Raw genomic sequence first — 23,538 nt, 5'->3', positions numbered from 1 at the left:
GCCGAGCATGACTGCCCAGCCCACAGCCCCCACGCCCGATACGGATACTGCTGCCCTGCCCATTTGCGTGGCGGCCCTTTACCGCTTTACCCCATTTGCAAACCCGGCTGATCTGCGCGGGCCGTTGCAGAATGTGTGCACCGCCAACGGGGTAAAGGGCATTCTGCTTTTGGCATCCGAGGGCATTAACGGCACCATTGCGGGCACAGATGCCGGTATTGAGGCCGTGCTGGCGCATATCCGCACCCTGCCCGGCTGCGCGGATATTGAGGTCAAGTTCTCCCGCGCGCCAGAAATGCCCTTCCTGCGCATGAAGGTGCGGCTGAAGAAGGAAATTGTCACAATGGGTGTAGAGGGCACAGACCCCAACCACATTGTAGGCACCTACGTGCCCCCCACAGAATGGAACGACCTGTTAAAAGACCCCGACACCATTCTGATAGACACACGCAATGATTACGAAGTGGCCGTAGGCACGTTTGAAGGCGCGATAGACCCGCAGATTAAAACCTTTAGGGAATTTCCCGCTTGGTTCCGCCAACACCGTGAGGAACTTCTGGCAAAGGGCCGCAAGCCGCGTGTGGCCATGTTCTGCACAGGGGGTATTCGGTGTGAAAAATCCACCGCCTTTGCCAAGGCCGAAGGGCTGGATGAGGTGTACCATCTGCAAGGGGGTATCCTGAAGTATCTGGAAACCGTGCCAGAGGAAGAAAGCCTGTGGCGGGGTGAATGTTTTGTGTTCGACCAGCGCGTAACGGTGGGCCACGGCCTTAAACCCGGTGAGCTGGAACTGTGCCACGCCTGCCGCACGCCCATTACGGCGGAAGACAAGGCCAGCCCCAAGTTTGAAACCGGCGTATCCTGCCCGCACTGCTACGGCCAGTGGGATGAAGCCCGCCGCGCCCGCCATGCCGAGCGTGAACGTCAGGCCCGTTTGGCCGCACAGCGTGGTGAGGCCCATCTGGGCGCCAACATGGCAGAAGAACGCGCCCGCAAACGCCAGCAGCGTGAGGAAGAAAAGCGCCGCCAGCAAGCCTTGCGCCAGCAGCACGCACACTAAATACGGGCCAGAAAATCCGGCCCAAAGCGCGGCAGGGGGTGTGCCTCTGCCAGTGCGGCAAAGGCACCGGCTGCGGCGTCCACTTGGTCATCATGCGTGGCGACGGGGAATGCTGCCAGTTCCTCCATAAACGCATGCACCCACGGGGCGCGTAGCAGCAGCACATTGCCAGCGTTCACCTGCGCGGCAAATGGGGCGGCGCGGGTGGCTTTATCTCCTGTTTCACGCACGCAGCGCACCTTGTAACCCGCCAGCCTGCCGGTAAGGTATCGTGCCTGCGCCACACCGGCTTGCCCGGGGTCTTGCGGCAGCACAATGTCCACCCCCACACCATCACGCGCGGCGGTGGCCAGCAGGGTGGCTTCTACCTGTGCGGGGTCTCCGCGCAGGCGGGTGATGTCCGCCACCACAAAGCGCCCATCTGGCAGGTGGTGCATTTTTACGCCCACTGTCCAGTCCGGGTTGTTGCTGCCGGTCTGGCGGGTAGCGGCAAGGTCCCACCTCCGCACGGCGGGGCCGGATGCTGCGGGCAGTGCCTCCTGCACCCCCAGCATGTGGGTGTGAAACAGATTGCCAGAAAGCGGCACCGGGTTTTGCTGGTACAGTGCGGCCCATTCCCGCTCCCCCACGGCCTGACGTATCCGCGCAAGTTCCGCCGTATCAAACGCCTGCGGCCACAGCGCCTGCCCCGGTATGCGGCCCAGTGCATCAGGTGCGGTGGCCAGGGCGGGCAGGTCCAGCACATGCCATGCCTCGCCCGTTTTGTTGTGCATATCATCCAGCAGGCGGCCTGCCAGATCATCCATGCTCCAGCGTGTCATCACCAGCACAATGGCGCCGCCGGGCATCAGGCGGGTGCGCAGCACGGCGCGGTACCAGTCCAGCACAGCGGCACGGCGGGCGGGGCTTTCGGCCTCCTGCCTATCCTTTACGGGGTCATCTATAATGGCCAGATGCGCGCCACGGCCCGTTAGCCCGCCGCCCACACCCATGCCGGTGTACCCTCCGCCCTGTGCGGTGTGCCATACATCACGCGCGCTGCTATCTGCCGCCAACTTTGTTGCAGAAAACAACGCCCCATAGCGGGAGGACGCCACAATATTGCGCACATCGCGCCCAAAATCCTGCGCCAGCGTGGCCCCGTAAGAGGCCCCGATAATCTGCCGCCTGGGGTGCCGCCCCAGATACCATGCGGGAAAGCGGCGAGATGTCAGCTCCGATTTTCCGTGCCGGGGTGGCATAAACACCATCAGCCGCGTAATACGCCCGGCCTCCACCTGCTCCAGCGTGCGGGCCAGCAGGGCATGATGTGCGCCTGCTTTGTAATCTGGCAGCGTATAGCGGGCAAAATCCAGAACATGCTGGCGAGCGGCCTGCCTGCGTGCCAGTTCTGCCCGCGCCACCCGGCCCGCCTGCAGGACGCGTGCAGGTTGAGGCAAGGAATGCCGCATAAAGCCCCCTGAACATCATAAGAAAAAACACTTTTTGGCAGGGTTGCCCGCACCTGTTCAGCGCCCTTCGCTTTCCGGCGTCTGGCCTGCGGCTGCCCGTACCCCATGTTGCGACGGCACGTTGTTTTCCTGCGCAAGAGCGGCCAGCTCCTCATCCGTAAAGGCATCGGCGCTGCGGCGTGGTTGGGCATCTGCGGCAAGCCCCGCAAGCTTGGGGTGCATGTAGGGGGCAGCCACCTTTGCGGCATCAAACTGGCGCTCTGTTATACTTTCATCCCCCTGCATGATGCGGATAAAGATATCCAGCGGCGTTACGGCCCGTGTACTGCGCCGCCTGCGGCGTGGCGGCGGCTCCAAAGCTGATGGCCCGGATACGCCCGGCGCGGGTGCTGGTGTCTTGCGTGGCATGGGCGCCCCCACTGTGCGGGTTATCAAAAAAACGGCTGCACCGCGTATCTGGGCGGCGCGTAGTGGTGGCAAAGGGGCGGCCTGTTTCATCCCTGTGGCGGCGCAGCTCCTGCACAAGAGTGGTGAGCATGCGCTGGCGTAGGGGGCTGTTCAGCCAGCCCACACCATGCAGCCCCGCCACATTGGCCCGCCATACGGGGCGGCAGCGCAGCACGGCCTGCGCGGGGCAGCCCAGTTGCAGCGCCTGCACCCAACCTATGCAGATATCCGCCCGATGGTGATGGCGGGGCACGCATACCAGCGGGCACACAACAACACCCGCCCCCACCGGCTGCGCCACAACCCACCAGCACCGTGCGCCACGCAGCACTTTGCCACACGCCGCCTGTGCCATGCGCGTTGCTATGGGCATACGGAATTTCCTTGGTTTTTTACAATTTTCGGGATGATGAGCAGGAATTAGAATTGACCACGCAGCCTGTCAAAACCCGATGATCTGCGATGTGAACACGCAGTTAAGAACCAATAACAATCAGGACTGGCAAATATGGCGGACACTGATATAGTGCGCCGCGCGTGACAAAATACTTTGGCAAACTGCGTGATGGGGAGGTCATGGACAAAGCTTGTGCATGGTGTGACCGACTCTACCATACCCCCACCTATGCGCCCTATTGCAGCGCCAGATGCCAAAAAAAGGCAGAAAAAGCCCTGCGCGCCGTTTCGGCAGAGCCTGTCTCCCACACCACGGATGAAACACGCGCCATACGTTTTGGGCTTATAAGCCTTGTGGGCATTGCGGCTGCGGGCTTTGCCATGCTGCTGCTGGCAGGCCCCGTGCCGCTGGAACCACCCCCCGGGCACAGGCCGCCGGGTGTGCCCTATGCGCTTAACACGGCGCCACCCCCTCCGCCGGGTTTGCAAACACAGGCCACCGCCACCACACAGGCAGACATACCGCAACTGACCCCCGCACAGGATATGACTGCGTATCATGAAGGGCAGAATGCCCGCCGCGTCTGGAACCGCTGGATTGCCGGGCTAAGTGGTGAGCGCAAACGTGGCGCCCTGTTTTGGATGCAGGGTGCGCTGCACCACCGCACCAACCCGTGCGATGGCACAACCGGCTTTGCCATGGGCTGTTTTCAGGCCCGCAGGCATCTTTCCCCCATATTGAACAGGTGGGATGATGCCCCAGATTTCTGGCTGGGGTGGAACGCCTCCTAAACGCGGGCTAACGGGCCAGCACGTTATCTAAAAACGTGGCGTGCTGGCTTACAAAACCGGGCCTTAAATGCTTGTCATCGGCATATTTTGGGGTGGCTGGCGGGGTGATGACCGCACAGGTGGGGCCGGTGCCACAAATATCGGGCCACGCATCCAACACGCTGGCCCCGGCCTGCGCAGCCACCTGCCGCAAAAAGGCTGTTTCCGCCGCCATATCCTGCCGTAGCTGTTCAGCCGGAATGCCCTGCTCCAGCAAGGGGGTGTTAATGGCAATATGCATCAGGCTGCGTGTTACCAACCTGTCGGGGCTGAAGCGCGCATCTACCGGGGTGGGCAGCACCAGCCATACAGGCCGCGCCCCGTTGGCGGAAAGGCTGCGTAAATCACGCACAAAATCCGCCTGTTTTTGTGCCATTGTGCCCGGTGTGTGCTGCACCACACGCGGCCAGAACGCCCCCACAACCACGGCCTGCACCTTCTGCCGCTGTATGATGCCCCGCTGCACGCTTTGCATATTTTGGCAATATGTAAAGGATTTTTCATAAACCTCGCCCGCAAAGGGGCTGCAACTGGGGCCTGCCACAAAAATAACCGTGTGCTTCAGCCGCCCCTGCTGCAACAGGGCCTCCACCCTTGGCGCCCACTGAAACAGCAGGCTATCCCCCGTAAACAGCACCGGCTGGCCCGCGTGGCCTATGGTGGCCACTGTCAGCCCACCTTCGTGCGTAATGTGCATATGTGGCGTGGGGGCAAAAATGCCATCGCGCACCGCCAGATTGATGGCGGAAAGATCCGTGCCCGCAGCGGTATGCGCAAACCGCCCCGGCCAGCCGGCATTGTGCCATGTAGCCAGCCCCGCCACGCCTATGGCTGCCAGCCCGCCTACAAGTGCTGCCGTTTTGCCACGCCGAAAGTGCCCGCCACGCAGCGGGTTTTCCACACCTTTGGTTGTCAGCCACGCCAGCGCCAGTGCTGTGCCTATAAGCGCAAACCCCGCGCGGTTGTGGATAACCCCCACCCCGCGCACGATATGAAACCACGAAACCAGCGGCCAGTGCCACAGATACAGCGGGTAGCTGACAAGCCCCACCGCCCGCACGGGCCGCGCGGCCAGCACATGCCGGTTTACCCACGCGCCCGCCCCGGCCCAAATCAGCAACGCCGTGCCCCCGGCGGGCAACAGCGCCCAAGGGGCGGGAAAGCCCATGCCCGGCCGCAGCACCACAAACCCGGCCAGCACGCAGGCCAAACCCAATGCCGCCGCCCCCTGCCGCACCGCGCCTGCATCTGCTGTGCTACGCCCCACGCCATGCACGGCAAGGCCCGCCCCCAGCATAAACTCCCACCCCCGGCTAAGCGGAGAATAAAACCCCGCTCCCGGCCACCACATGCTGCACGCCAGACTATATATAAAGCATGCCACCCCCGTGGCCCCCACCAGCACACCCGCACGCACCCGCGCGGCAAAGCCAAGTGCCAGCACCAATGGCCACAGCAGATAGAACTGCTCCTCCACCCCCAAAGACCATAAATGCAGCAGGGGCTTAAGCACGGCTGCGCGGTCAAAATACCCTTGTGCGTGCCACATCTGCAGATTGGCGAGGGATGCCGCACCCGCTGCGGCATCTGCCCCCACGGCGGCAAATTCGGTGGGCAGCAGGGTGAACCACCCGGCCAGCAATGTTGCGGCCAGCACCACCAGCAGTGCGGGGGCCAGCCTGCGCACGCGCCGGGCCAAAAACGAGGCCACAGAAAACCGCCCCGCCCCAAAATGCGCCACCAGATGCCTGCTGATTAAAAAGCCGGAGATGACAAAAAACGCATCCACCCCGCCAAACCCACCGGCCAACACGGCGGGAAAAACGTGGTACACCACCACCCCCACCACAGCCAGCGCGCGCAGGCCATCTATATCTGCCCGCCACCCGCCATGGGGCCGGGCAGCAAGCTGGGCGGCGCTGCCGGGCCACACCCACGCCATGCCCCGCGCCGCAGCCTGCATAACAGGCCGCAAAAAGCCAAACCCAATCATCCCGCCCCTTTACGCCGCCAGCCCATTACGCCCCTGCCCTTACGTATATTCTGCACCGCCGCCTGCTTCGTATATCCTGCATTGCGCCCTACACGCAGGTTTTACACGCAAGCCCCTTGCCTTGGCCGCCACATCCGCCACGCACCCCGCAAAAAGCACGCCCCACGGCCCCAACATGCCAGCATGGGTGCCATGCCAAAAGCCCGGCCCCGCCGCATTGCAGCGCACGCATGGATATGCCAAATCCATGCCCTGTGTGCATCCCTGTTATTACGGGGTACACCACACCCTACCGCCACCCCGCAGGCCAGCTTAGGGGCGGCAATTGGCTACGGTGTGCACACATCCGCCATGCTTGAGCGGAGGTGGACAGCCCCCCACCCCTGCTTATGTATATTCTGTAACAAAGGGGCACCATCTGCCCGTTTTTTCTTTTAATCCAGCAGATCCTGATACCCACATGCCAGCAAATGACCTACGCCTTCTGATCATTCAGCCCACGCATTATAAAGCCCCTACGGACCGAACGCTGTTTAAAACCAAGCGCCGACAGATGGTGCCGCTTGCCCTGCCGTACCTTGCCGCCCTGACCCCGCCAGAGTGGAAAGTAACGCTGCTGGATGAACAGCTTGAAGATATAGATTTTGATGCCCCGGTGGATGTTGTGGCCCTTACGGCCTGGACGCTCCATTCCTACCGCGCGTACGATATTGCCAAGGAATTTCGTAAACGCGGCGTAAAGGTGATTATGGGTGGCCCCCATGTGTATTTTAACGCCGAGGAAGCCGCCGAGCACGTAGATGCCGTGGGCGTGGGTGAGGCCGAACCCATCTGGAAGGAAATGCTGGATGATGCCGCCGCCAACCGGCTGAAAAGCATTTACCGCGCCACACCGCTAAAGGAACTGAACGGCCTGCCCGCCCCAAGGTATGACCTGCTGGACCTTAAAAAGTTTGGCCCCTTCCGCACCTTTGCTGTGCAATCCTCCCGCGGGTGCCCGTTTGTGTGCGATTTCTGCTCCGAACGGTTCTACCTTGGCGGCCGCTACCGCTGGCGCCCGGTGGACGAAATGGTGAATGAGCTTAAGCTCATCAAAAACCGTGGCAGCCACTTCTTTTTTGGTGAAAGCAACTTTGGCGGCAAAAAAAGCCGCGCCATGGAACTGATGGAAGGGCTGGTGCCGCTGGGCATTCGCTGGTCCACCCTGTGGTCCTCCAATCTGTGCCTGGATAAGGAGTTTCTGGATCTGGCGCGCAAATCCGGCGTGATGCACGTGAATATCGGTATTGAAAGTATTGATAAGGATATTCTGGACGGCATGCGCAAAGGCTGGAACAAAGCCAGCCGCTACCACGAAATGTTTGAAAACCTGCGCCAGCGCGATATCAGCTACTCGCTCAACTTCATCTTCGGTTTTGATGATGAAGACCACGATATCTACCGCGCCACCATCTCCTTTCTGGAGGAGCACAAGGTGCCTGCGGCGTATTTCAACATCCTTACGCCCACCAAGGGCACGGCGCTGTTTAACCGTATGGAAAAGGCAGGCCGTATTATCAACGCGCCAGAAATTGACCGCTGGCCCGGCCAAATCTGCCAGATCTGGCCCAAGAACTGCTCCCCCAAGGAAATGGAAGCCCGCATTCAGTGGATGTATAAAAAGTTCTACTCCATGCGCTCCATCTTCAAGCGGCTGCCTTTTCCGCCGCGCACCCGGTCTGACATGTCATCGTGGATTCTGGATCTTACAGAACGCCGCATGGCGTTTTCCTCCACCGGCAATAACGACTTCGATATCTACTAACACCCTTGTTAAATCTCGCTTTCCTCTGCCATCAGGGCGGAGGAAAGCACAGAACCATCCCCTCCAAAAATACATTACAGCCATAATATAATTGCATACGTAAATAAGCCTCAAACATGTTTTACAGTTATTGTTGTTAAATAAATGCACACATATCAAAATATCCCACTTTCAGCCTTTAGCCTTACATTATAACTTTACATTTCTGGGGTTTTTAGCTTTGCCACATCTTTTACACTGCAAAACAATAACAGAAAAACAAGAACAAACGCTTAAATAAAGAAAATATTATAAGTATAGTTTTTTATTTTAACAGTTTGTTAATGCTTTTCACACTTAGTATTGAGAATCTATATAGCCTTGCCAATTATATCCACCAAACCTCACGCACTTTATTTATTTTTTACCACTTGGCAAAATCTGGCTTCTTGGTCAGTATAGCGACAAGCAAAGCCAGATAAACGCGGTGGGCGCACGGGCCTTTGGACGTTTGCACCCTATGCAGCACAGGCATTGCAAAAAAGTTTCTAAATGCCCCTTATCCTTTCGCGGGGCAGGACGCATTTAAGTTTGAAACACATGTGAGGGAAACACCTTTCCCCTGTGTCAGTCAGAAGGAAGAAATGACAGCGCTTCCCCGCCATGCGCTTGTGCATGATATTCATAAACCAGATGAGCCATCCCTCCCCACGGGAGAGATGCATGTACCTTCCCCTTCCCTTCCGGGCGTTTTGCACGGCACAGACATTTATACCCAAACGGGCCATGTGCCTGTTCAAACCCTAACACCCACGCAAAAGCTGATAACGTATGACCCCGAAATGGCCGAGGTTTGCGCCACCATTACCAAGGTTGCCGCCCAGCACGTAAATGTGCAGCCCACCCAGCCAGAGGATGAGGCCGGCTACCCCATAAGAATTATAAAACACGCCATTGCAGATAACCTGCCCACGCAGGATGTGCTGCTTACACCCGACCAATGCCTGTTTTTTGAAAACAAATTTGTGCCCGCGGCCCTTCTTACAAACCGCGTTTCCATTTTTTATGATCACAGTTTTCAAAAATACACGGCCTACCCTATCCAAACACAAACCCCGGCCATTATTGTGGCCCAGGGCCTTTTGGTGGCCAGCGCCCTGCCGCCATGCCCCAACAACACGCACTGGCACACCCGCACAGATGTGCCCGTGGTAACAGAGCGCGCCGTAGTGGCCCCGCTGTATCACCGCCTGCTAGACCGGGCAAAACACTGCGGGCTGCAAAGCAAATTTTCAACATCTCATGCCATAACGCATGAACATGAGCTCAGCCTGATAACAGATACGGGCAAGCTTATCCGCAAAGCGCGGGAGCAGGATAATCTGGCCATGTTTATGCTGCCGCCCAATGTGCATGATGTGCATCTTTCCTCCCGCGCCAGCAGGCCGGTGGATGTTCTTGCCCCATACCTGCAAGACAAACGGCGGCTGGGCGTGCGCGTGGGCAACATTACCTTGCAGGAAAACAGAAAGCCCAAAAATATTTCTACCCATTTGCAAAAAAACCTGCCCGGATGGCACCCGCATGATGGCCAGCCCGGCCGCTGGACAGACGGCCACGCCCACCTGCCTTTGGAGCCAGAGCGCGGTAAAAACAGAATGGGCCTTTTATGCGTTCAAATATTGGAGAGCATTCCCTACCGGCATCATGATTTTCATGGACCGCGTAAAAATTATAAGTAAGAATAGGCAGTTTTAAAAAGCATTGCCATTCCGCAGCTTTTTGGCACACGGGCTGCGCTGCGGAATGATGTAAAACTTTTATGATATCACTTTAAGTTTTTGCAATATGCGTGAAACCATGCTGATACTTACATTATGCTGCTGGGCAATTTCGCGCAGCGTCAGCCCTTTGGCACGCGCCTGCGCCATGTCCTGAAAGTGCTGTTGTGTCAGTTTTCTGGGGCGCCCTATGCGGCACCAGGCAGATATGGCTTTTTGCCGCCCGCAAGACATTCTGTGGCGTATAAAGCGTTTTTCAAGATCTTCAATGCCAATCAGCACTTCCAACATCAGTATGCCACGCTCGGCTGTGGTGTTGGCCCAAGGCTCATCCAGAGAGGTGAGGGTACAGTTTTTTTGCTGAACCTGCATAATAATATTACGTAAATGCCGCCAACTGCTGACTATACAGTCCATCCGCGCCACAACAATGGTTGACCCGGCCTTAAGCTGGGCAACAAATTGCACAAATGGTAAACCTGTTTTTGCAAAACTCTTTACTATTATACTACTACATCCAAATTCTTCCAGTTTTTTTACCTGTTCCTTTTTACTAATAAAAGGGCAATCTGCACTTATATAACCCACAACCATAATTTTCTCCGCATGCAGATTATTCATTCTATCTCAATAAGATGAAATTTTATTATGTTCTGAAGATTTATGAACTTTTCAGAATCGCCCTATACCATTCCTTTGCGGCCATAGAAACATTCTGAGCGGAAAATAAACGGATTTCCATTTATGTCATAATTTTAATTTTAAAAGTTCTGTTTATATAAAAAGATATTTTTCATAAATTTACTATTTTTGAAAATAAAAATTGCTAACCATTATGGTCCTGTTTCCCTTACACAAAGCTTGGAAAATAATTTCTAAAGTCTCCTGACAGATTCGTAAGGAAACAAAAATGTCCTCCCCCGCACTCATCTCGGTTAACGCAGGCGTTGCCACCATTTACAGTAGTGGAGACCTGTCCAGCCTTGCCCAGATTTCGGCTCTGTCTGGCATTATTGTTACCCGCAACGCACAAACCCCGGCAGATGACCCGGTGGTGGTGGATTTTACGTCCGGCCTTGCAGGCGTAAGCGCGCTGTCCTACGTAAGCGTACGCAACGGCGCAACCCTGATAAATGATGGCGGGCTGGCCAACATAACCGCTCTTAAAGCCATTAATATTGATGGCGGAACTTACGAATCCACCACCCAGCTTCTGGATGTTTCAGCACTTTCAGGCATTACCATCGGGCCTGCGGGTGGGGTGCTTAAAATTGATCAGCCCGGCCTTGCTGCGGTTACGCTTAACCTGCCCATCTCTTATGTAGATGACAAAGGCAACGCCACCAGCACACCGCCAGACAATTTTGTGCTGGATTTGCCCTACCAGAAATTTCTGGGTGGATCACTTGCTGTTCCTATCAGTGTCAACTATTTCAATGGTGTCACCACCGTTCAGGATGATACCGGGCCAATCACACAGCTTTTGGGCCTTGCAGGCATCAACGTGCTCACCCGCACCATCTATATTGATGGCAACCCGTTTGACATGAAAAACGGCCAGACCAAGATATATGATGATTCCAACGGCGCCTCAGATGCCCTTATCTGCTTTTTACCCGGCAGCATGATCCGCACACCCAACGGTGATGTTGCGGTGGAAAACATGGTGATGGGGCAAGAGGTTCTGACATTTGATGCAGATGGCCAGGCCACCGCGCGCCCCGTTACATGGGTGGGCAAGGCACAGGCCCGCGTCAACCCGGATCAGCCAGATGATATGGCCGGCTACCCCGTGCGTGTGCGCGCCAACGCCATTGCCGCAGGCGTGCCCGAAGCAGACCTGCTGATTACGCCAGAACACAGCCTGTATCTGCAAGGCCGTTTTGTGCCTGCACGCATGCTGGTAAACGGCACATCCATTGTGTACGACAAAAGCATTACCAGTTACGACTACTACCACATTGAAACCGAAGACCATGCCGTTATCATGGCCAACGGCACGTTTACAGAAAGTTATCTGGATACCGGCAACCGCGCCAGCTTTACGCAAACCGGTGCCGTGGCACGCATTGGCGCCCCGGTTAAAAACTGGGCGCAGGATGCCGCCGCCACGCTGGAAACCTCCCGCGCGTTTGTAGAACCTCTGTTCCACACTCTGGCCACACGTGGCAGCACGCTTTATCCGGCGCAGCAGGCCGCGCAGCCTGCCGCAACATCTCGCCAGCCCAACCTGCATCTGGTTCTGGCAAATGGGCACACCATCCGCCCGTTGCGGCACAATAAAGATACCTATACCTTTATGCTGCCCGCGCAGGATTTGGAAAATGTGCATCTTGTCTCCCGCACATTCCGCCCGTGTGATGCAGAAGGCCCGTTTGTAGATGACCGGCGCATTATGGGTGTGGCTATCGGGCAGATCAGCGTGGCCTCTGCGGGCACGGTGCACGCCATCACCACACATCTGAACACCGATGATCTGCAAGGCTGGCATATTATGGGGGCTTCCCGGCGCGCACGCTGGACAAACGGCCACGCCGTTCTGCCGCTTCCCGCAGGGTTGCAGGGGCTTTGCCTGCTACAGGTGCAGGTGCTGGCAACAGGCACCTACACCATGCAGGCCGAGGCCACGGCAGAACGCAAAGAAGCTGTATAAAAACGCTTTATTGCAAACACCTGTTTTGCAAAAAGGGGCTGGTGCGCAAGCATCGGCCCTTTTTGCATGGCGTAGGTGGGGTTGAGGGTTTTATTTTAAAACCTTGCTGTGTGCAGGTGTGGTTTTTGGGGTGCGTTTTCTTTTTTCCTGCGCTGCACGGCGGAATGTTTCCTCCAACGCTGCCAGCTGTTCCAGCACCAGGGCACATTGCGCCGCAATCTTGCGCTGGGCAGAACTGCTGGAAATGGTGGGGAACAGGGCCTCCCCCATAGCGCGGAAGGAAAGATCATCCACCAGCATCATGCGCAAACGCTGGTGGGCGCACAGGCCCAGTGCATCACGCACCGCGGTAATACGCGCCATGGCCTGCGCACGCACCATCTGCCAGGATACGGCATCATGCCGCACGGTCTGGCCTTGTGGGGCGGGGCTGGTGTGTTCCAGATAATCATAGTAGCCAAATACATAGTTGCGGCACCAGCGCTCTGCGGCATCGGCGGCAGCCTGCGTAATGTCTCCGGCCTGTAGCAGCCCCTGCACCGTGCGGCGCGGGCGGTTAAGCGTGGCCTGAGCCATAAGGGCATTGGGGGTTGGGGCCTGTGCGGGGTTTGTATGCGTTTTCATAAACAGTCCTGAAACATCATTATTTTTGCAAATCTGGCGCACGCGTATCAAGCGCCAGCAGCGCCTTGCAGCCGCGGGCATCGCGCCAGATGGTGTTTGCAAAAGGCAGCAGCACGGCACGCAGTTCTGCCGGGGCTGGCCAGCGCGCACCTACAGGGTAACCATTGCGGGCAGGCTGGCGCGCCCATGCCAGACGCGCCTGCGGGCACCACGCCCCTACGGGCATATCCGCACAGACCTCGTATATGGCGCGGCATTGTGCTGCGGCATCTGCCGCCCCCGGTGGGTTGGAAACAAGCTGCCCCAGTTTTTTCAACCACGCGGCCACAATGGGTTGGCTAACCGGCTGCATGGCCCCCTGCACATGCTGCCAGCAAGCCTGCACATGGGCCATAACATTGGGCGGCATATCCCGCGCAGTTAGGGCCACGCCCTCACGCAGGGCGGCAAACAGGGCTTGCACATCTGGCGGCGCAGGCGTGTAGCCACCCCCACCCTGCGGCACCGGCGGCGTGGAACAGCCCTTGCCCGGCCCTCGCCACGCTGCATGCGGCTGCACAACGCTTGCGCTGTGTGAAAGATGCGGCATGTTACACGCCCTCCACATCCGGCACGCCATCCCACGCGGCCATGCGGCGGGCGTGCTGGCTGGTGGGTTCTTCTGGCGCGGGGCGCATCTGCAACTGGGTGCGCAGGGTGGCATCTATCCACGCCACAGGTTCTGCGGGATTAAAGTTGGCACATTCGGCCAGCACGTTCAGCACCACGGTGGCATCATCCCCCGTCAGCTTCAGCCAGCGGCCCAGAATGGCACGGGCGGACCGATCTGGCCTGCCGGTGGCCTTTTTTAAAAACGCCAGACCAGATTTGAACAGATGCGTGCGCGCATCCGTGTCCGGCCCGAACTTGGTGAGGGGATGTTCTGCTTCTGCCTCTGTTTCTGCCTCTGCTTCTTGGAGCATAACCTTGGCTTCGGGTAGGGGTGTTATCCCCTGTCCGGCCTCGGTTGTGGGGGCATCGGGCTTAAGCTGCGGGTTGCCCCCGGTGCGGCCCCACGCGGCCCCGGCATCGGATGCAGCGCGGTCTCGCACCAAACGGCGAGAATACGGCACCCCCTCCGCCGTGATGGCATACACGCCGGCATCTTGCAGCTCTGCCATATAGCGGCGCACCTGCTGCGGGCCTACGCCCACCATCTGGGCAATCTGGCGCGGGTGCAGGGGTTTACCGTTGACACATAAATGGCCGTAGGGCTCGGCCTCGTGCATCAGGCATAGCAGGCGCATCCACAAGCCTTGGGCTGCCAGACTGCACAAGCGCAAGGCGGGATCTCGCTCATGGTCCTGCCACCAGAACTTGGACCACCTGCGCCGCGTGCTGGCGGGTGTGGCTGCGGGCGTTGCGGGGGATGAGGCTGAAGCAGCAGAACGGGGCATTAAGCAGCACCTCCGTTCCACAGCAGGGCTTGGGCAAGGGCTGCTTCATCCTGCTGCCATGTGGTGGGAGCGTGTGCCTGCGCGGGTTGCCAGTGTTCCAACCCTTTCCAAAGCCCACGCATGGCAATGGGGTGGCCTGCGGGCAGGGGTTCGGGGTCTCGCACCAGTTCGGCATAGCCTTTGGGCTGGGGCGCGTGGGCGGGGGATTGGGCCTTCAGGGCATCTTCATACCGCATGAGCACCTGCCGCACGCCCTCCATACACCGGCCCACTTCCCGCCCGATCCGCCGGAAAGAATAGCCCCTGCGCCGCAACCCCACCATGCTGGCCACCATCTGGGCCGATGTGCCGGGCCGCTGCGCCTGCTGGCAGGCCCGTGTGCTCACACTCCCATCCTCTGGCACCGGCGGGGCGGATTCGGTATTTCCGTGTGATGTATCACACCACGTTAAGGGGATAGAAACATCTACATCCCCCGGCCTGCCCCCCTTATGGTCCGTGTTGGCCGCCCCTTTTCCTGCACGCTTGGGGGTGGGGGTGCCACTGGCCATAACCCCTCCCCCCTTCCGCAAAGACAGCAGGTTAGGAAATGGCAAAACATTATGATTTGAAAACTGTTTTGATGAAATATCAAACACAATGGAACCGGAAACAGGCATAATGGGTGATCCGTGGGTTGCAGGGTGGCTGGCCATTAACACCACCAAAACATGGCCTGCCCCGGACGCTATGGTGACCACTCACGCAGCGTCAACCCAAAAAATGGGATATATCCCCTTTTGCGCGCATGGCTCCGGCATGGAATAGTGCACAGGCCATGACAAGATCACCCGTAGCAGATGAACTGGAACGCAGGATGGCCCAGCTTGGGCTCTCCCAAAAGGCGCTGGCCCGCAAAGCGGGTGTGGGCGATACCTATGTGCGCGATATTCTCAAGGGGAAGTCTCGTAACCCCGGGGGGGAAAAGCTGGAATGTATTGCCGCCGTGCTGGGCTGCACTGCGCGGGATCTGCTTTTTCCCGGTGTGGACCATGCCCAGCCGGGGCTGATGCTGCGTGAGCGCCGCACCCCATACCTGCCCCCACCCTTTACCCCGCCAGAAAAAACAGGTTTTGCACGTGGGCACACCACGCTGGATGATACGCACCCTTCCGGCCCAACAAGGCCGCATTCTGGCGCGCAACACTACTTGCGGCTGCCCACACCGCCACCGCCTTCTGCACCACCGGCCCCGCCGGGCTATGTTACGGTGCCGTTTCTGGCCCGGCGCAGCACACTGCGCGGCCAGTATGATGAAGCGCAAATGCTGGGCAGCCCCAAATATTTTGAAGAAAGCCTGATTACCCAGCGCCTGAACGCCCATGCCGCAGATTTGCGCGCCCTGATGGTGGAAGGCCAAGCCATGGAACCCCTGCTGCGTGATGGCGATATGGTGCTGCTGGACACCCGGCGCACCACCTTGGCCGAACCGGGGCTTTTTGTGCTGTTTGATGGGGAAAACGTGGTGTGCCGCTGGGCAGAGCGCACGTTTGATGCCCACGGCCGCCAGGTGGTGCATATAAGCTGCGAAAACAAGCGGTTTTCTGCCTATAACCTGCCCGCCAGCCATGCCCTTATTTTGGGCCGTGTCGTGTGGTATGCGCATTGCGTATAGGTGATGCGACTTTTCTGCAACAGTCGTATTGAGAGTTCGTGAATACCTCACTTTTTCTTTAACAAGACCCTTGCGGTCCTGTTTCCTGCTGCGTAAATATACTTTACCAACGCGTTAAGATCAACCAAACAACGCCTTAAAGTGAACAAAAACACCAAGTACTCATCTGCTTGCTGAATGTTTTTACTGTATTCGCACAGGACTATACAAATCTATGACAAATACGGCTTCGACCACAGGTTCATCCTACACATGGGTTGGCCCTACTTCAGGGGGAGATTGGGACAACGCAAGCAACTGGCTCTATAACGGCCAGCCCGCACCCAATGCGCCAGACGCCAACACATCTGGCACCGTAACCATTCCCGCTGGGGCAGATGTCACCCTTCCGTCACGCGTGACGGATCTGGGGCATATGGTCATAGACGTACAGGGCAAGCTGAGCATTGTCAGCAGCACCACCAATCTGACATTTGGCGCCCTGATAGTGAATAACGGCGGCAGCGCCACCATTTCACGCGCGCTGAAAACAGATAGCGGCCTGACAGTCAACAACGGTGGCACGGCCACGTTCAAGGATGTCACGCAGGATTGGCACGCCTCTGGCTTCATGTTCGGTGTGGCCTCTGGCGGCACGCTGAACATTGATGATTCCAATATTGTCATCGGCACGGTCAACGGCGCCACGGCCGGGGCGCTGAACATTACCAATGGCTCCAATGTCAGCTCATATGATAACGGGCTCAGCTATAGTGGCCCCATTACGGTTACGTCCTCCACCTTTACGCCCAATTTTCAATATAATGGCACGCTTACGCTGAACAATGGCGCAACCGCCACGTTTGGCAACGCCACATGGCCCACAGCCACTGTTGTGTTTGGCACGGGCAACAACACGGTGGTGTTGCCAACAGGTGGCAAGGCCGCAGGCGTATCCATTACCGGCCTGAAAAGTGGAGACAGGCTGGGCGTGAACGGGCAGATTGTTGATACCGCCACACTCAGCGTTAGCAATGTCTCATTGGTCACGACAGCGGGGGAGACTGTCCAGCCCAAATCTGTCACGTATGACAGCTCCTTCAAAGATGCCCCCACGGAAGGTAACCCCCAGACGACCTTTCAGGATAACGGGCAAGCCGTTGTGTGCTTTCTGGCTGGCAGCATGATTGCCACACCCAACGGCGCGGTAGCGGTGGAAAACATCCGCCGGGGGGATGAGGTGCTGACATTTGCCGCCGATGGCACCACCCATGCTCGGCAGGTGGTGTGGGCTGGCACGGCGCAGGCCACGGTCAACCCCGCTCTGCCCGATGATATGGCAGGCTGGCCCGTGCGTATTTTGGCAGATGCCTTTGCCCCCGGCGTGCCCAACCAGGATCTGCTGGTAACTGCCGAGCACTGCATTTTTGCCAATGGGCATTTGGTGCCTGTGCGCATGTTGGTAAATGGCAGCAGCATCTTTTATGATCGCACCATAACCACTTACAGCTATTACCATGTGGAAACAGCGCAACACAGCATCATCATGGCCAATGGTATGCTGACAGAAAGCTATCTGGATACCGGCAACCGCCCCAGCTTTGTATCGGATGGCAATGTTGTGACCCTTGGGGCCAAGCCCAAAAACTGGGCAGAGCACGCAGCCGCGCCGCTAGGTGTTGCCCGGCCTCTGGCAGAACCGCTGTGGCGCATGTTGGCCGCCCGCGCGCCCGATGTGGCAGGCCACCAGCCCGCCCCCACAGCGCCAGAAACCACCACCAACCCCGACCTGCACCTTGTTACCCCGGCAGGCCGTGTTATCCGCCCCTTGCGGGTAACGGGGGCGCAGGTGTCCTTCATGCTGCCTGCAGGCACACAGGCCGTGCATCTTGTTTCTCGCAGTGCGCGGGCGTGTGATGTGGCAGGCCCGTTTGTGGATGACCGGCATAACAGAGGTGTGCTTGTTGGCCGCGTAACGGTGCTGGCCGGTGGGCAAACCACCATGCTCACCCCGCATTTGGATACAGCCATCACATCGCCCGAAAACGGCTGGGTGACCAAACCGCACAAGAACACCCGCTGGACAAACGGCAACGCCCTGTTGCCGCTAGGCACCGCCGCAGCGCATGGCCCGGCCCTGCTTACTGTGGAAGTGCGCCGTGCTGGCCCGTATTTTGCCACTGTGGCCGATACTGCGCCGCTACGGGCACGCGCCAACGGCTAAAACCGCTACGCCCCCGCATAACTATCTGTTTATGCGGGGGTTTTTAGTTACCGCCGCCGGGCCTGTTCTTCCATTCTATGGATTGATCGGCAATGTAATAAGTAATGGCGGAAATAAACAGCCAGAGCGGCCCGGCCACGCTGTTTTCCAGCACCAGCGCCACCCCCATGCTAAACGCGGCAATGGAAAGGCCAAGAATAATGCAGCAGCACAGCACGGCCAAAGGCCAGCTTCTGGGCCATCCCTTTTTGGGCTGAGACATGTGCTGTGTATCCTATCCGGCCAATGTTGCGGGCTGGGCTGCGTATTACTGTTATTGCGTATCGTAATCAACTAGCGCAGCCCTCACAACAAGCGTAGCGAATACCTGCCCCTCCCCCACGGCTGAGGTATGCTTAGGCCCGGCCCCGTAAAAGTACGGCCCCAAAGCCCACAAACACACAGGCCGTAATACGGTTGAACACCCGGCGCACAGAGGGGCGCTGCAACTGCTGGGCCAGTGTGTAACCCCCCACGGCATAAACGGCGTACCACAGGGTTTCCAGCAGCGCGAAGGTGGTTATCAGCACCACAAACTGCGGCAGATGCGGGGCTTGTGGCGTAATAAACTGCGGGAAAAACGCCGCCGCAAACAGCAACAGCTTGGGGTTGCTCAGGCCCACCCAAAACCCTCTGCGCCACCGCCCCCACGCGCCATCATACGGTACGGTTTGCGCTGCCTGGGGTGCACGCTGTGGCGCGGGTGTGGGTGGTGCAGGTATTTGCCCGCCCTCTCGCCATGCCTGCACGCCAAGCCAGATCAGATACGCGGCCCCGCACACGCGCAAAACACCAAACAGATGTGGAGAGGCCGCAAGTGCTGCCCCCAACCCCGCGGCAGAGGCCACAAGCACCAGCACAACCGCGCTAAGGCAGCCCAGCATGGTGGCCACCCCGCGCGCCATGCCCACCCGCGCCACGCTGGCCAGCACATGCAGCATGTTGGGGCCGGGAATGGCACACAGAAAAAACACGATGCCGCAGAACACGCTCCACTCATGCCAGTTCATACTACAGGCCCTTTGCGCCGAGGTTTTGGATGGAGTGTTTTTATACCCCAACAGGCCACAGAGCCAGAAATGGCGGAACACAGCCGCGTGACGAAATTTTTGAAAAAGTTCCATCACTTTTAAAGTAATGAAAATATTTTTTTGTTTTATTTACTTTTTATATACCTTTTTTGTATTTTTATATTTGAGAATCCTTAACACAATGCACCATGAAAGAAAAACCCATGCCAACCGTTGAAAAAACCACCGTAGATACCAACAAAACCGTTGTGTTTGATGCCGCAGATTCGGCACGCCACAGCAACGTAGATTTTACGGGCACAGGCGGGAATCTGGAGATCCAGAACCTCTCCCCCCATCATCCCATTGCGCTGACAGTGAGCGGCAATTTTGGAAAAAACATCTCCAACGTGCTGACATTCAGCGCGCAGGACCATCTCTCAACTTCCAAAAGTACTGTAAGTTACAACAAATTTACAAAAACAACCGTGATCACGCTGGAAAATGCGCACGGAAAGTTTTTGGGCACCATTACCCTGCACGGCAATGTGTATGATCTGGGTGGCTGGCACCATCATGGCACCACTGTGCCCTTGTCCAGAATTGCCAGCTTCAACCACAATCATCAGGCCACAGTGTGCTTTTTGGCAGATAGCCAGATCAGCACCCCAACGGGCACCGTGGCCGTGCAGGATTTGCGCGCGGGGGATGAGGTGCTGGTGCATAACAATGCTGGCACACAGCCCGCAGCCCTTATCTGGGCGGGCAAGGCGCAGTGCACCGTTAACCCCGCCCTGCCCGATGATATGGCAGGCTGGCCCGTGCGTATTGTGGAAAACGCCATTGCCCCCGGCGTGCCCAACCAAGATTTGCTCATAACGGCCGAGCACTGCCTATTTTTAAACGGCGGCTTTGTGCCCGTGCGCATGCTGGTGAACGGGGTTTCCATCTTTTATGATAAATCCATCAGCTCTTACGAATATTACCATATCGAAGCCCCCAACCATGCCGTTATTATGGCCAATGGTGTGCTAACTGAAAGTTATCTGGATACCGGCAACCGCAGCAGCTTTGTATCCGATGGCAATGTGGTGCGGATTGGGGAGATACCCAAAAGCTGGCAGGAAGATGCCGCCGCCCCGCTTTATGTGGCGCGGGATAAAGTGGAACCCCTGTTCAAGCAGATTATGGCCCGCCTGCCTGAAGGTGCCCGCAAACCGGCGGCAGAAACCACACAGGCCCCGCAACTGCGCCTGAAAACCGCCAGTGGCGCCACCATCTGGCCCGCAAACAGCCAGAACAACACTTACAATTTTATTCTGCCGCCCCACACACAGTCTGTGCATCTGCTCTCCCGCACAAGCCGCCCTGCGGATATTATTGGCCCGTATGTAGATGACCGGCGCAACCTTGGCGTGGCTGTGGCAGACATTACCCTGCTTTCTGGCCGGAAGCGCCACGCCATTACCGCACATTTGCAGGCTGAAAAGCCCGAAGGCTGGTATGAAACAGAGCAGACCATAACCGCAAAAACAGCCTGATCCTTTAAAAACAGGCTGGCATATTGGGGCGTTTTTACAAGGCCCCAATATGTTGCACGGCAGGGGGCACACACCTGCGCCCCCTGCCGTATGGGGCCATCACTTTTTGGGCATTCTGCTTCTGCCAGATGCCCTTTTTTGTATACTGCCAGCACTTCATCCTTACGGTAGAAAGGCTGGCAGTATGACCAAACCTTCCACACCCCCCGCATGGTTTGCCGCCAAGCGTTTTGGCTATGGCGCGGGCCTGCCTATTGCGTGGCAGGGCTGGGTGGCCTTGGGGCTTTTTCTGGCTGTTACTTTGGGTTCCACCTTTGGGCTGTCGGTTTTGCCCCTGCGCAGGCCGCTTGTGGCCGTGGGCGTGGTGATGGTGCTGAACCTTGCCGCCACGGTGGCCTTTTTCTGGGTGTGCAAAACCCGCACCAAAGGCGGGTGGAAGTGGCGCTGGGGCACGCGAGATTAACGCGCCAAAAAAAGAAATGGCGCACCCTTCCGCAAAAGAGAAGATACGCCATGACAGCAGCTTGGTTATTGCAGCCGCAAAATTACTTGGATACGCCTGCCACTGGTGCAAAGTTTTCATCCTTTGCTACAATCACAACGTGCTTGCCGTACCCTATTGTTACACCCCGCGCATGCAATTCATCTCTGGTTTCTTCATGGGCCTTGTCTGTCCAGTGCTTGCGCTCTGCAATGGCATAAACATCTGCCCACGGCAGGGTCACGCAGTTTTTGCCAGATTTTTCTAAAATCCCCTTCAGTTCCTGCGCAACAAGATCCGCCTTTTTGGGGGTGGTGTCGGCCATAATGCGTCATCCTTTATATATAAATAACATGAGCCAGCATGGCATTGCCCTTTAAGGGGTGAAAGTTCTGTTGCAGCGCATCTCTTATGCATGCAGCGGGCACGCCTCTTTCCCGCCCGCATGGTCCTGCCTAAGCGTGCAAGAACACCTCTTGCAGGATAAAGCCCGTTATGCCCACACCGCCAGCGCCTTCCGCCCCCCGCAAGCGCCCCCTGCCCAACACGCAGGCATGGCCGCCCTTGCCCGGCACGCGCGCCTATATGGCCCGCCAGCTTGCGCAGGATACCGCCACCGTGCGCCAGATTGTGACAGTTTTGCAAAACTGCGCCGGGCAGATAACCCCGCTTGTGGGCCAGCTTTACTTCACCAACGGCCCGCTGGCGGTGCTGGACTGCGCCGCCACCCTGCACGCGCTGGCGGATGACATTGCGCATGATGACCCCCAAACCCTGGCCGAGCTGGCGGCAGAGCACACCCCCACCCGCTGATATGTGGGTTTTGGAAACATCCTTGCCCTGCTATGTTGCCCCCTCGCCACCGCTGCGCAACAAAACAGAAACCGTATAGAGGACAGACCTTTTGAAACGCAGAAACCTTTTTGCCGCTTCTCTGGCTGCCGGGGCGCTGGCCGCCGGGCGCAAAAGCTGGGCCAGCGTGCCAGAGGCCGCTCAGGCCATGGGCCGCACCGCGCCGCCCGGCACCGTACCCCCGCTTACGCCCGCCCGCGTGCATGCAGACCAGATAATGGACATTAAGGTGTGCCTGCGCCCCTTCCGCCCCGCTGGCCCTCGGCTGGAAATAGAGCCGGTGGCAGATAAAATTGTGGTGCATAATTACGGGCATGGTGGCAGCGGGTGGTCTCTTTCATGGGGGTCTGCCGCCATGGCGGTGGAACGCGCCGCCCCACTGATGGAAAAACGCGTGGCCGTTATTGGCTGCGGCATTATTGGCCTCACCACCGCCATAACCGCCCAGCGCGCAGGCATGAATGTAACTATTTATGCGCGGGACATGCTGCCCCATACGCGCTCTGTGCGGGCCAATGGCAGTTGGACGCCAGATTCACGCATTGCGCTGATAACCGCCGCAACGCCAGATTTTGCCGCCACGTGGGAGCGCATGGCCCGATATTCCTGGCAAACCTACCGGGAATATCTGGGCCTGCCCGGCAACCCGGTGGATTTTAGAGACAATTACATTCTCTCCGACACCCCGCCGGATGAGGCCGACCATACCGAGCCCGCGCCTGATATCAGCAAAGGCTCCTATGCCTCCACCGGCATGCCGCAAAGCGAGGCCGAGTTTGCCAAATATGGTGACAGGATAAAGGACATTATTCCCGCAGCGGAGCTTCTGGCCGGGGCGGACAACCCTTTCCCCGTAGCGTATGCCCGGCGCAAGCCCATTATGATTTATAATTTTGGCGCGTTCGGCCACGCCCTGCTTTCTGACTTCTATCAGGCTGGCGGGCGGATTGAGATACGGGAGTTCCATAGCCCATCCGAGGTGGCAGACCTGCCCGAACGCGTGGTGTTTAACTGCACCGGCTATGCCGCGCGGGATTTGTGGGGTGATAAATCCCTTATTCCCGTGCGTGGGCAAACGGCGTGGCTGCCGCCACAACCGGCGGCCAATTATGGCGTGCGCTATAAGGGTGCGGCCATGCTTTCCAAATCCGATGGGCTGATGGTGCAGGGTGTCAACCTTTCTGGCCTAGGGGAGCTGGAAGGCGTGGGCAACAGTATGGAACAGCCCAACCGCGCAGAGGCCGAACAGGCCGTGGCTGTGTTTGAAGATCTGTTCTCCCGCTTTCGGCCCCGCAGAGGATAA

At 58.0% G+C, this 23,538-nt stretch carries 24 protein-coding genes; 12 read left to right on the top strand and 12 right to left on the bottom strand.

What is annotated here, in order from left to right; genetic code table 11:
• Positions 1-7: 7 nt before the first annotated feature.
• The gene (gene trhO, locus CSR02_RS06095) at positions 8-1,060 is read left to right on the top strand and encodes an oxygen-dependent tRNA uridine(34) hydroxylase TrhO (RefSeq protein ID WP_099540929.1); all 1,053 of its coding nucleotides are present in this window, start codon (positions 8-10) and stop codon (positions 1,058-1,060) included.
• Here the strand turns inward: trhO and terL are convergent.
• The 3 genes from terL to CSR02_RS06080 are packed head-to-tail and all read right to left on the bottom strand — an operon-like array spanning position 1,057 to position 3,331.
• Positions 1,057-2,511 carry a phage terminase large subunit gene (gene terL, locus CSR02_RS06090; protein ID WP_099540928.1) on the bottom strand — a complete coding sequence of 485 codons (1,455 nt, stop codon included), beginning with the start codon at positions 2,509-2,511 and terminating at the stop codon, positions 1,057-1,059. The genes trhO and terL overlap by 4 nt on opposite strands.
• A gap of 57 nt (positions 2,512-2,568) precedes the next feature.
• Positions 2,569-2,796 carry a hypothetical protein gene (locus CSR02_RS06085; protein ID WP_099540927.1) on the bottom strand — a complete coding sequence of 76 codons (228 nt, stop codon included), beginning with the start codon at positions 2,794-2,796 and terminating at the stop codon, positions 2,569-2,571.
• Positions 2,783-3,331: a hypothetical protein gene (locus CSR02_RS06080; RefSeq protein WP_099540926.1), complete on the bottom strand. Its 549-nt coding sequence runs from the start codon at positions 3,329-3,331 to the stop codon at positions 2,783-2,785. Before CSR02_RS06080 ends, CSR02_RS06085 begins: the two co-directional genes overlap by 14 nt.
• Before the next feature lie 203 nt (positions 3,332-3,534).
• On the opposite strand from CSR02_RS06080, the gene CSR02_RS06075 reads away from it, so the two are divergent.
• A complete protein-coding gene (locus CSR02_RS06075) occupies positions 3,535-4,146 on the top strand; it encodes a hypothetical protein (protein WP_373319843.1) in 612 nt (203 codons plus the stop codon).
• 7 nt (positions 4,147-4,153) lie between these two features.
• On the opposite strand, the gene CSR02_RS06070 is transcribed toward CSR02_RS06075, so the two are convergent.
• The gene (locus tag CSR02_RS06070) at positions 4,154-6,178 is read right to left on the bottom strand and encodes an acyltransferase family protein (protein ID WP_099540925.1); all 2,025 of its coding nucleotides are present in this window, start codon (positions 6,176-6,178) and stop codon (positions 4,154-4,156) included.
• Between CSR02_RS06070 and CSR02_RS16560 the strand changes: the two genes are divergently transcribed.
• From CSR02_RS16560 to CSR02_RS06060, 3 genes are all read left to right on the top strand, one after another.
• Positions 6,077-6,616 carry a hypothetical protein gene (locus CSR02_RS16560; protein ID WP_167384103.1) on the top strand — a complete coding sequence of 180 codons (540 nt, stop codon included), beginning with the start codon at positions 6,077-6,079 and terminating at the stop codon, positions 6,614-6,616. The two genes, CSR02_RS06070 and CSR02_RS16560, sit on opposite strands and share 102 nt — an antisense overlap.
• Before the next feature lie 22 nt (positions 6,617-6,638).
• A complete protein-coding gene (locus CSR02_RS06065) occupies positions 6,639-7,982 on the top strand; it encodes a B12-binding domain-containing radical SAM protein (RefSeq protein WP_026019463.1) in 1,344 nt (447 codons plus the stop codon).
• Between the two features lie 623 nt (positions 7,983-8,605).
• Positions 8,606-9,703 carry a Hint domain-containing protein gene (locus tag CSR02_RS06060; RefSeq protein WP_099541117.1) on the top strand — a complete coding sequence of 366 codons (1,098 nt, stop codon included), beginning with the start codon at positions 8,606-8,608 and terminating at the stop codon, positions 9,701-9,703.
• 78 nt (positions 9,704-9,781) lie between these two features.
• On the opposite strand, the gene CSR02_RS06055 is transcribed toward CSR02_RS06060, so the two are convergent.
• The gene (locus tag CSR02_RS06055; RefSeq protein WP_099541116.1) at positions 9,782-10,336 is read right to left on the bottom strand and encodes a recombinase family protein; all 555 of its coding nucleotides are present in this window, start codon (positions 10,334-10,336) and stop codon (positions 9,782-9,784) included.
• A 316-nt stretch (positions 10,337-10,652) separates the two neighbouring features.
• On the opposite strand from CSR02_RS06055, the gene CSR02_RS06050 reads away from it, so the two are divergent.
• Positions 10,653-12,395, top strand: a complete 1,743-nt coding sequence (locus CSR02_RS06050) for a Hint domain-containing protein (RefSeq protein ID WP_099540924.1) — start codon at positions 10,653-10,655, stop codon at positions 12,393-12,395.
• A 90-nt stretch (positions 12,396-12,485) separates the two neighbouring features.
• On the opposite strand, the gene CSR02_RS06045 is transcribed toward CSR02_RS06050, so the two are convergent.
• The 4 genes from CSR02_RS06045 to CSR02_RS06030 are packed head-to-tail and all read right to left on the bottom strand — an operon-like array spanning position 12,486 to position 15,114.
• Complete coding sequence (locus CSR02_RS06045) at positions 12,486-13,019, bottom strand: hypothetical protein (protein ID WP_099540923.1); 534 nt, start codon at positions 13,017-13,019, stop codon at positions 12,486-12,488.
• 19 nt (positions 13,020-13,038) lie between these two features.
• Positions 13,039-13,608: a hypothetical protein gene (locus tag CSR02_RS06040; RefSeq protein ID WP_244176827.1), complete on the bottom strand. Its 570-nt coding sequence runs from the start codon at positions 13,606-13,608 to the stop codon at positions 13,039-13,041.
• A gap of 1 nt (position 13,609) precedes the next feature.
• Positions 13,610-14,455: a winged helix-turn-helix domain-containing protein gene (locus CSR02_RS06035; RefSeq protein ID WP_099540922.1), complete on the bottom strand. Its 846-nt coding sequence runs from the start codon at positions 14,453-14,455 to the stop codon at positions 13,610-13,612.
• Positions 14,455-15,114, bottom strand: a complete 660-nt coding sequence (locus CSR02_RS06030; protein WP_099540921.1) for a hypothetical protein — start codon at positions 15,112-15,114, stop codon at positions 14,455-14,457. The genes CSR02_RS06035 and CSR02_RS06030 overlap by 1 nt, the downstream gene beginning before the upstream one ends.
• 158 nt (positions 15,115-15,272) lie before the next feature.
• Here CSR02_RS06030 and CSR02_RS06025 point away from each other — a divergent pair, with 158 nt between their 5' ends.
• Both CSR02_RS06025 and CSR02_RS06020 read left to right on the top strand, forming a co-directional pair.
• Positions 15,273-16,109, top strand: coding sequence for a LexA family transcriptional regulator (locus CSR02_RS06025; protein ID WP_099540920.1), 837 nt, complete (start codon positions 15,273-15,275; stop codon positions 16,107-16,109).
• A 214-nt stretch (positions 16,110-16,323) separates the two neighbouring features.
• Complete coding sequence (locus CSR02_RS06020; RefSeq protein WP_244176823.1) at positions 16,324-18,312, top strand: Hint domain-containing protein; 1,989 nt, start codon at positions 16,324-16,326, stop codon at positions 18,310-18,312.
• A 43-nt stretch (positions 18,313-18,355) separates the two neighbouring features.
• Here CSR02_RS06020 and CSR02_RS06015 read toward each other — a convergent pair whose 3' ends face one another.
• A complete protein-coding gene (locus CSR02_RS06015; RefSeq protein WP_042786950.1) occupies positions 18,356-18,574 on the bottom strand; it encodes a hypothetical protein in 219 nt (72 codons plus the stop codon).
• Between the two features lie 133 nt (positions 18,575-18,707).
• Complete coding sequence (locus CSR02_RS06010) at positions 18,708-19,361, bottom strand: LysE family translocator (protein WP_099541115.1); 654 nt, start codon at positions 19,359-19,361, stop codon at positions 18,708-18,710.
• A gap of 224 nt (positions 19,362-19,585) precedes the next feature.
• Between CSR02_RS06010 and CSR02_RS06005 the strand changes: the two genes are divergently transcribed.
• Both CSR02_RS06005 and CSR02_RS06000 read left to right on the top strand, forming a co-directional pair.
• Complete coding sequence (locus tag CSR02_RS06005; RefSeq protein WP_099541114.1) at positions 19,586-20,902, top strand: Hint domain-containing protein; 1,317 nt, start codon at positions 19,586-19,588, stop codon at positions 20,900-20,902.
• A gap of 184 nt (positions 20,903-21,086) precedes the next feature.
• The gene (locus tag CSR02_RS06000) at positions 21,087-21,365 is read left to right on the top strand and encodes a hypothetical protein (RefSeq protein WP_099541113.1); all 279 of its coding nucleotides are present in this window, start codon (positions 21,087-21,089) and stop codon (positions 21,363-21,365) included.
• Positions 21,366-21,447: 82 nt separating this feature from the next.
• Here CSR02_RS06000 and CSR02_RS05995 read toward each other — a convergent pair whose 3' ends face one another.
• Positions 21,448-21,708, bottom strand: a complete 261-nt coding sequence (locus CSR02_RS05995) for a hypothetical protein (protein WP_099540918.1) — start codon at positions 21,706-21,708, stop codon at positions 21,448-21,450.
• Positions 21,709-21,878: 170 nt separating this feature from the next.
• Here CSR02_RS05995 and CSR02_RS05990 point away from each other — a divergent pair, with 170 nt between their 5' ends.
• Both CSR02_RS05990 and CSR02_RS05985 read left to right on the top strand, forming a co-directional pair.
• Positions 21,879-22,196, top strand: a complete 318-nt coding sequence (locus CSR02_RS05990) for a hypothetical protein (RefSeq protein WP_099540917.1) — start codon at positions 21,879-21,881, stop codon at positions 22,194-22,196.
• 91 nt (positions 22,197-22,287) lie between these two features.
• Complete coding sequence (locus CSR02_RS05985) at positions 22,288-23,538, top strand: FAD-dependent oxidoreductase (protein WP_099540916.1); 1,251 nt, start codon at positions 22,288-22,290, stop codon at positions 23,536-23,538.

It is taken from the genome of Acetobacter pomorum (genome assembly GCF_002738225.1).
Taxonomy (GTDB): domain Bacteria; phylum Pseudomonadota; class Alphaproteobacteria; order Acetobacterales; family Acetobacteraceae; genus Acetobacter; species Acetobacter pomorum.
This window is presented reverse-complemented; position numbering and strand designations above follow the sequence as displayed.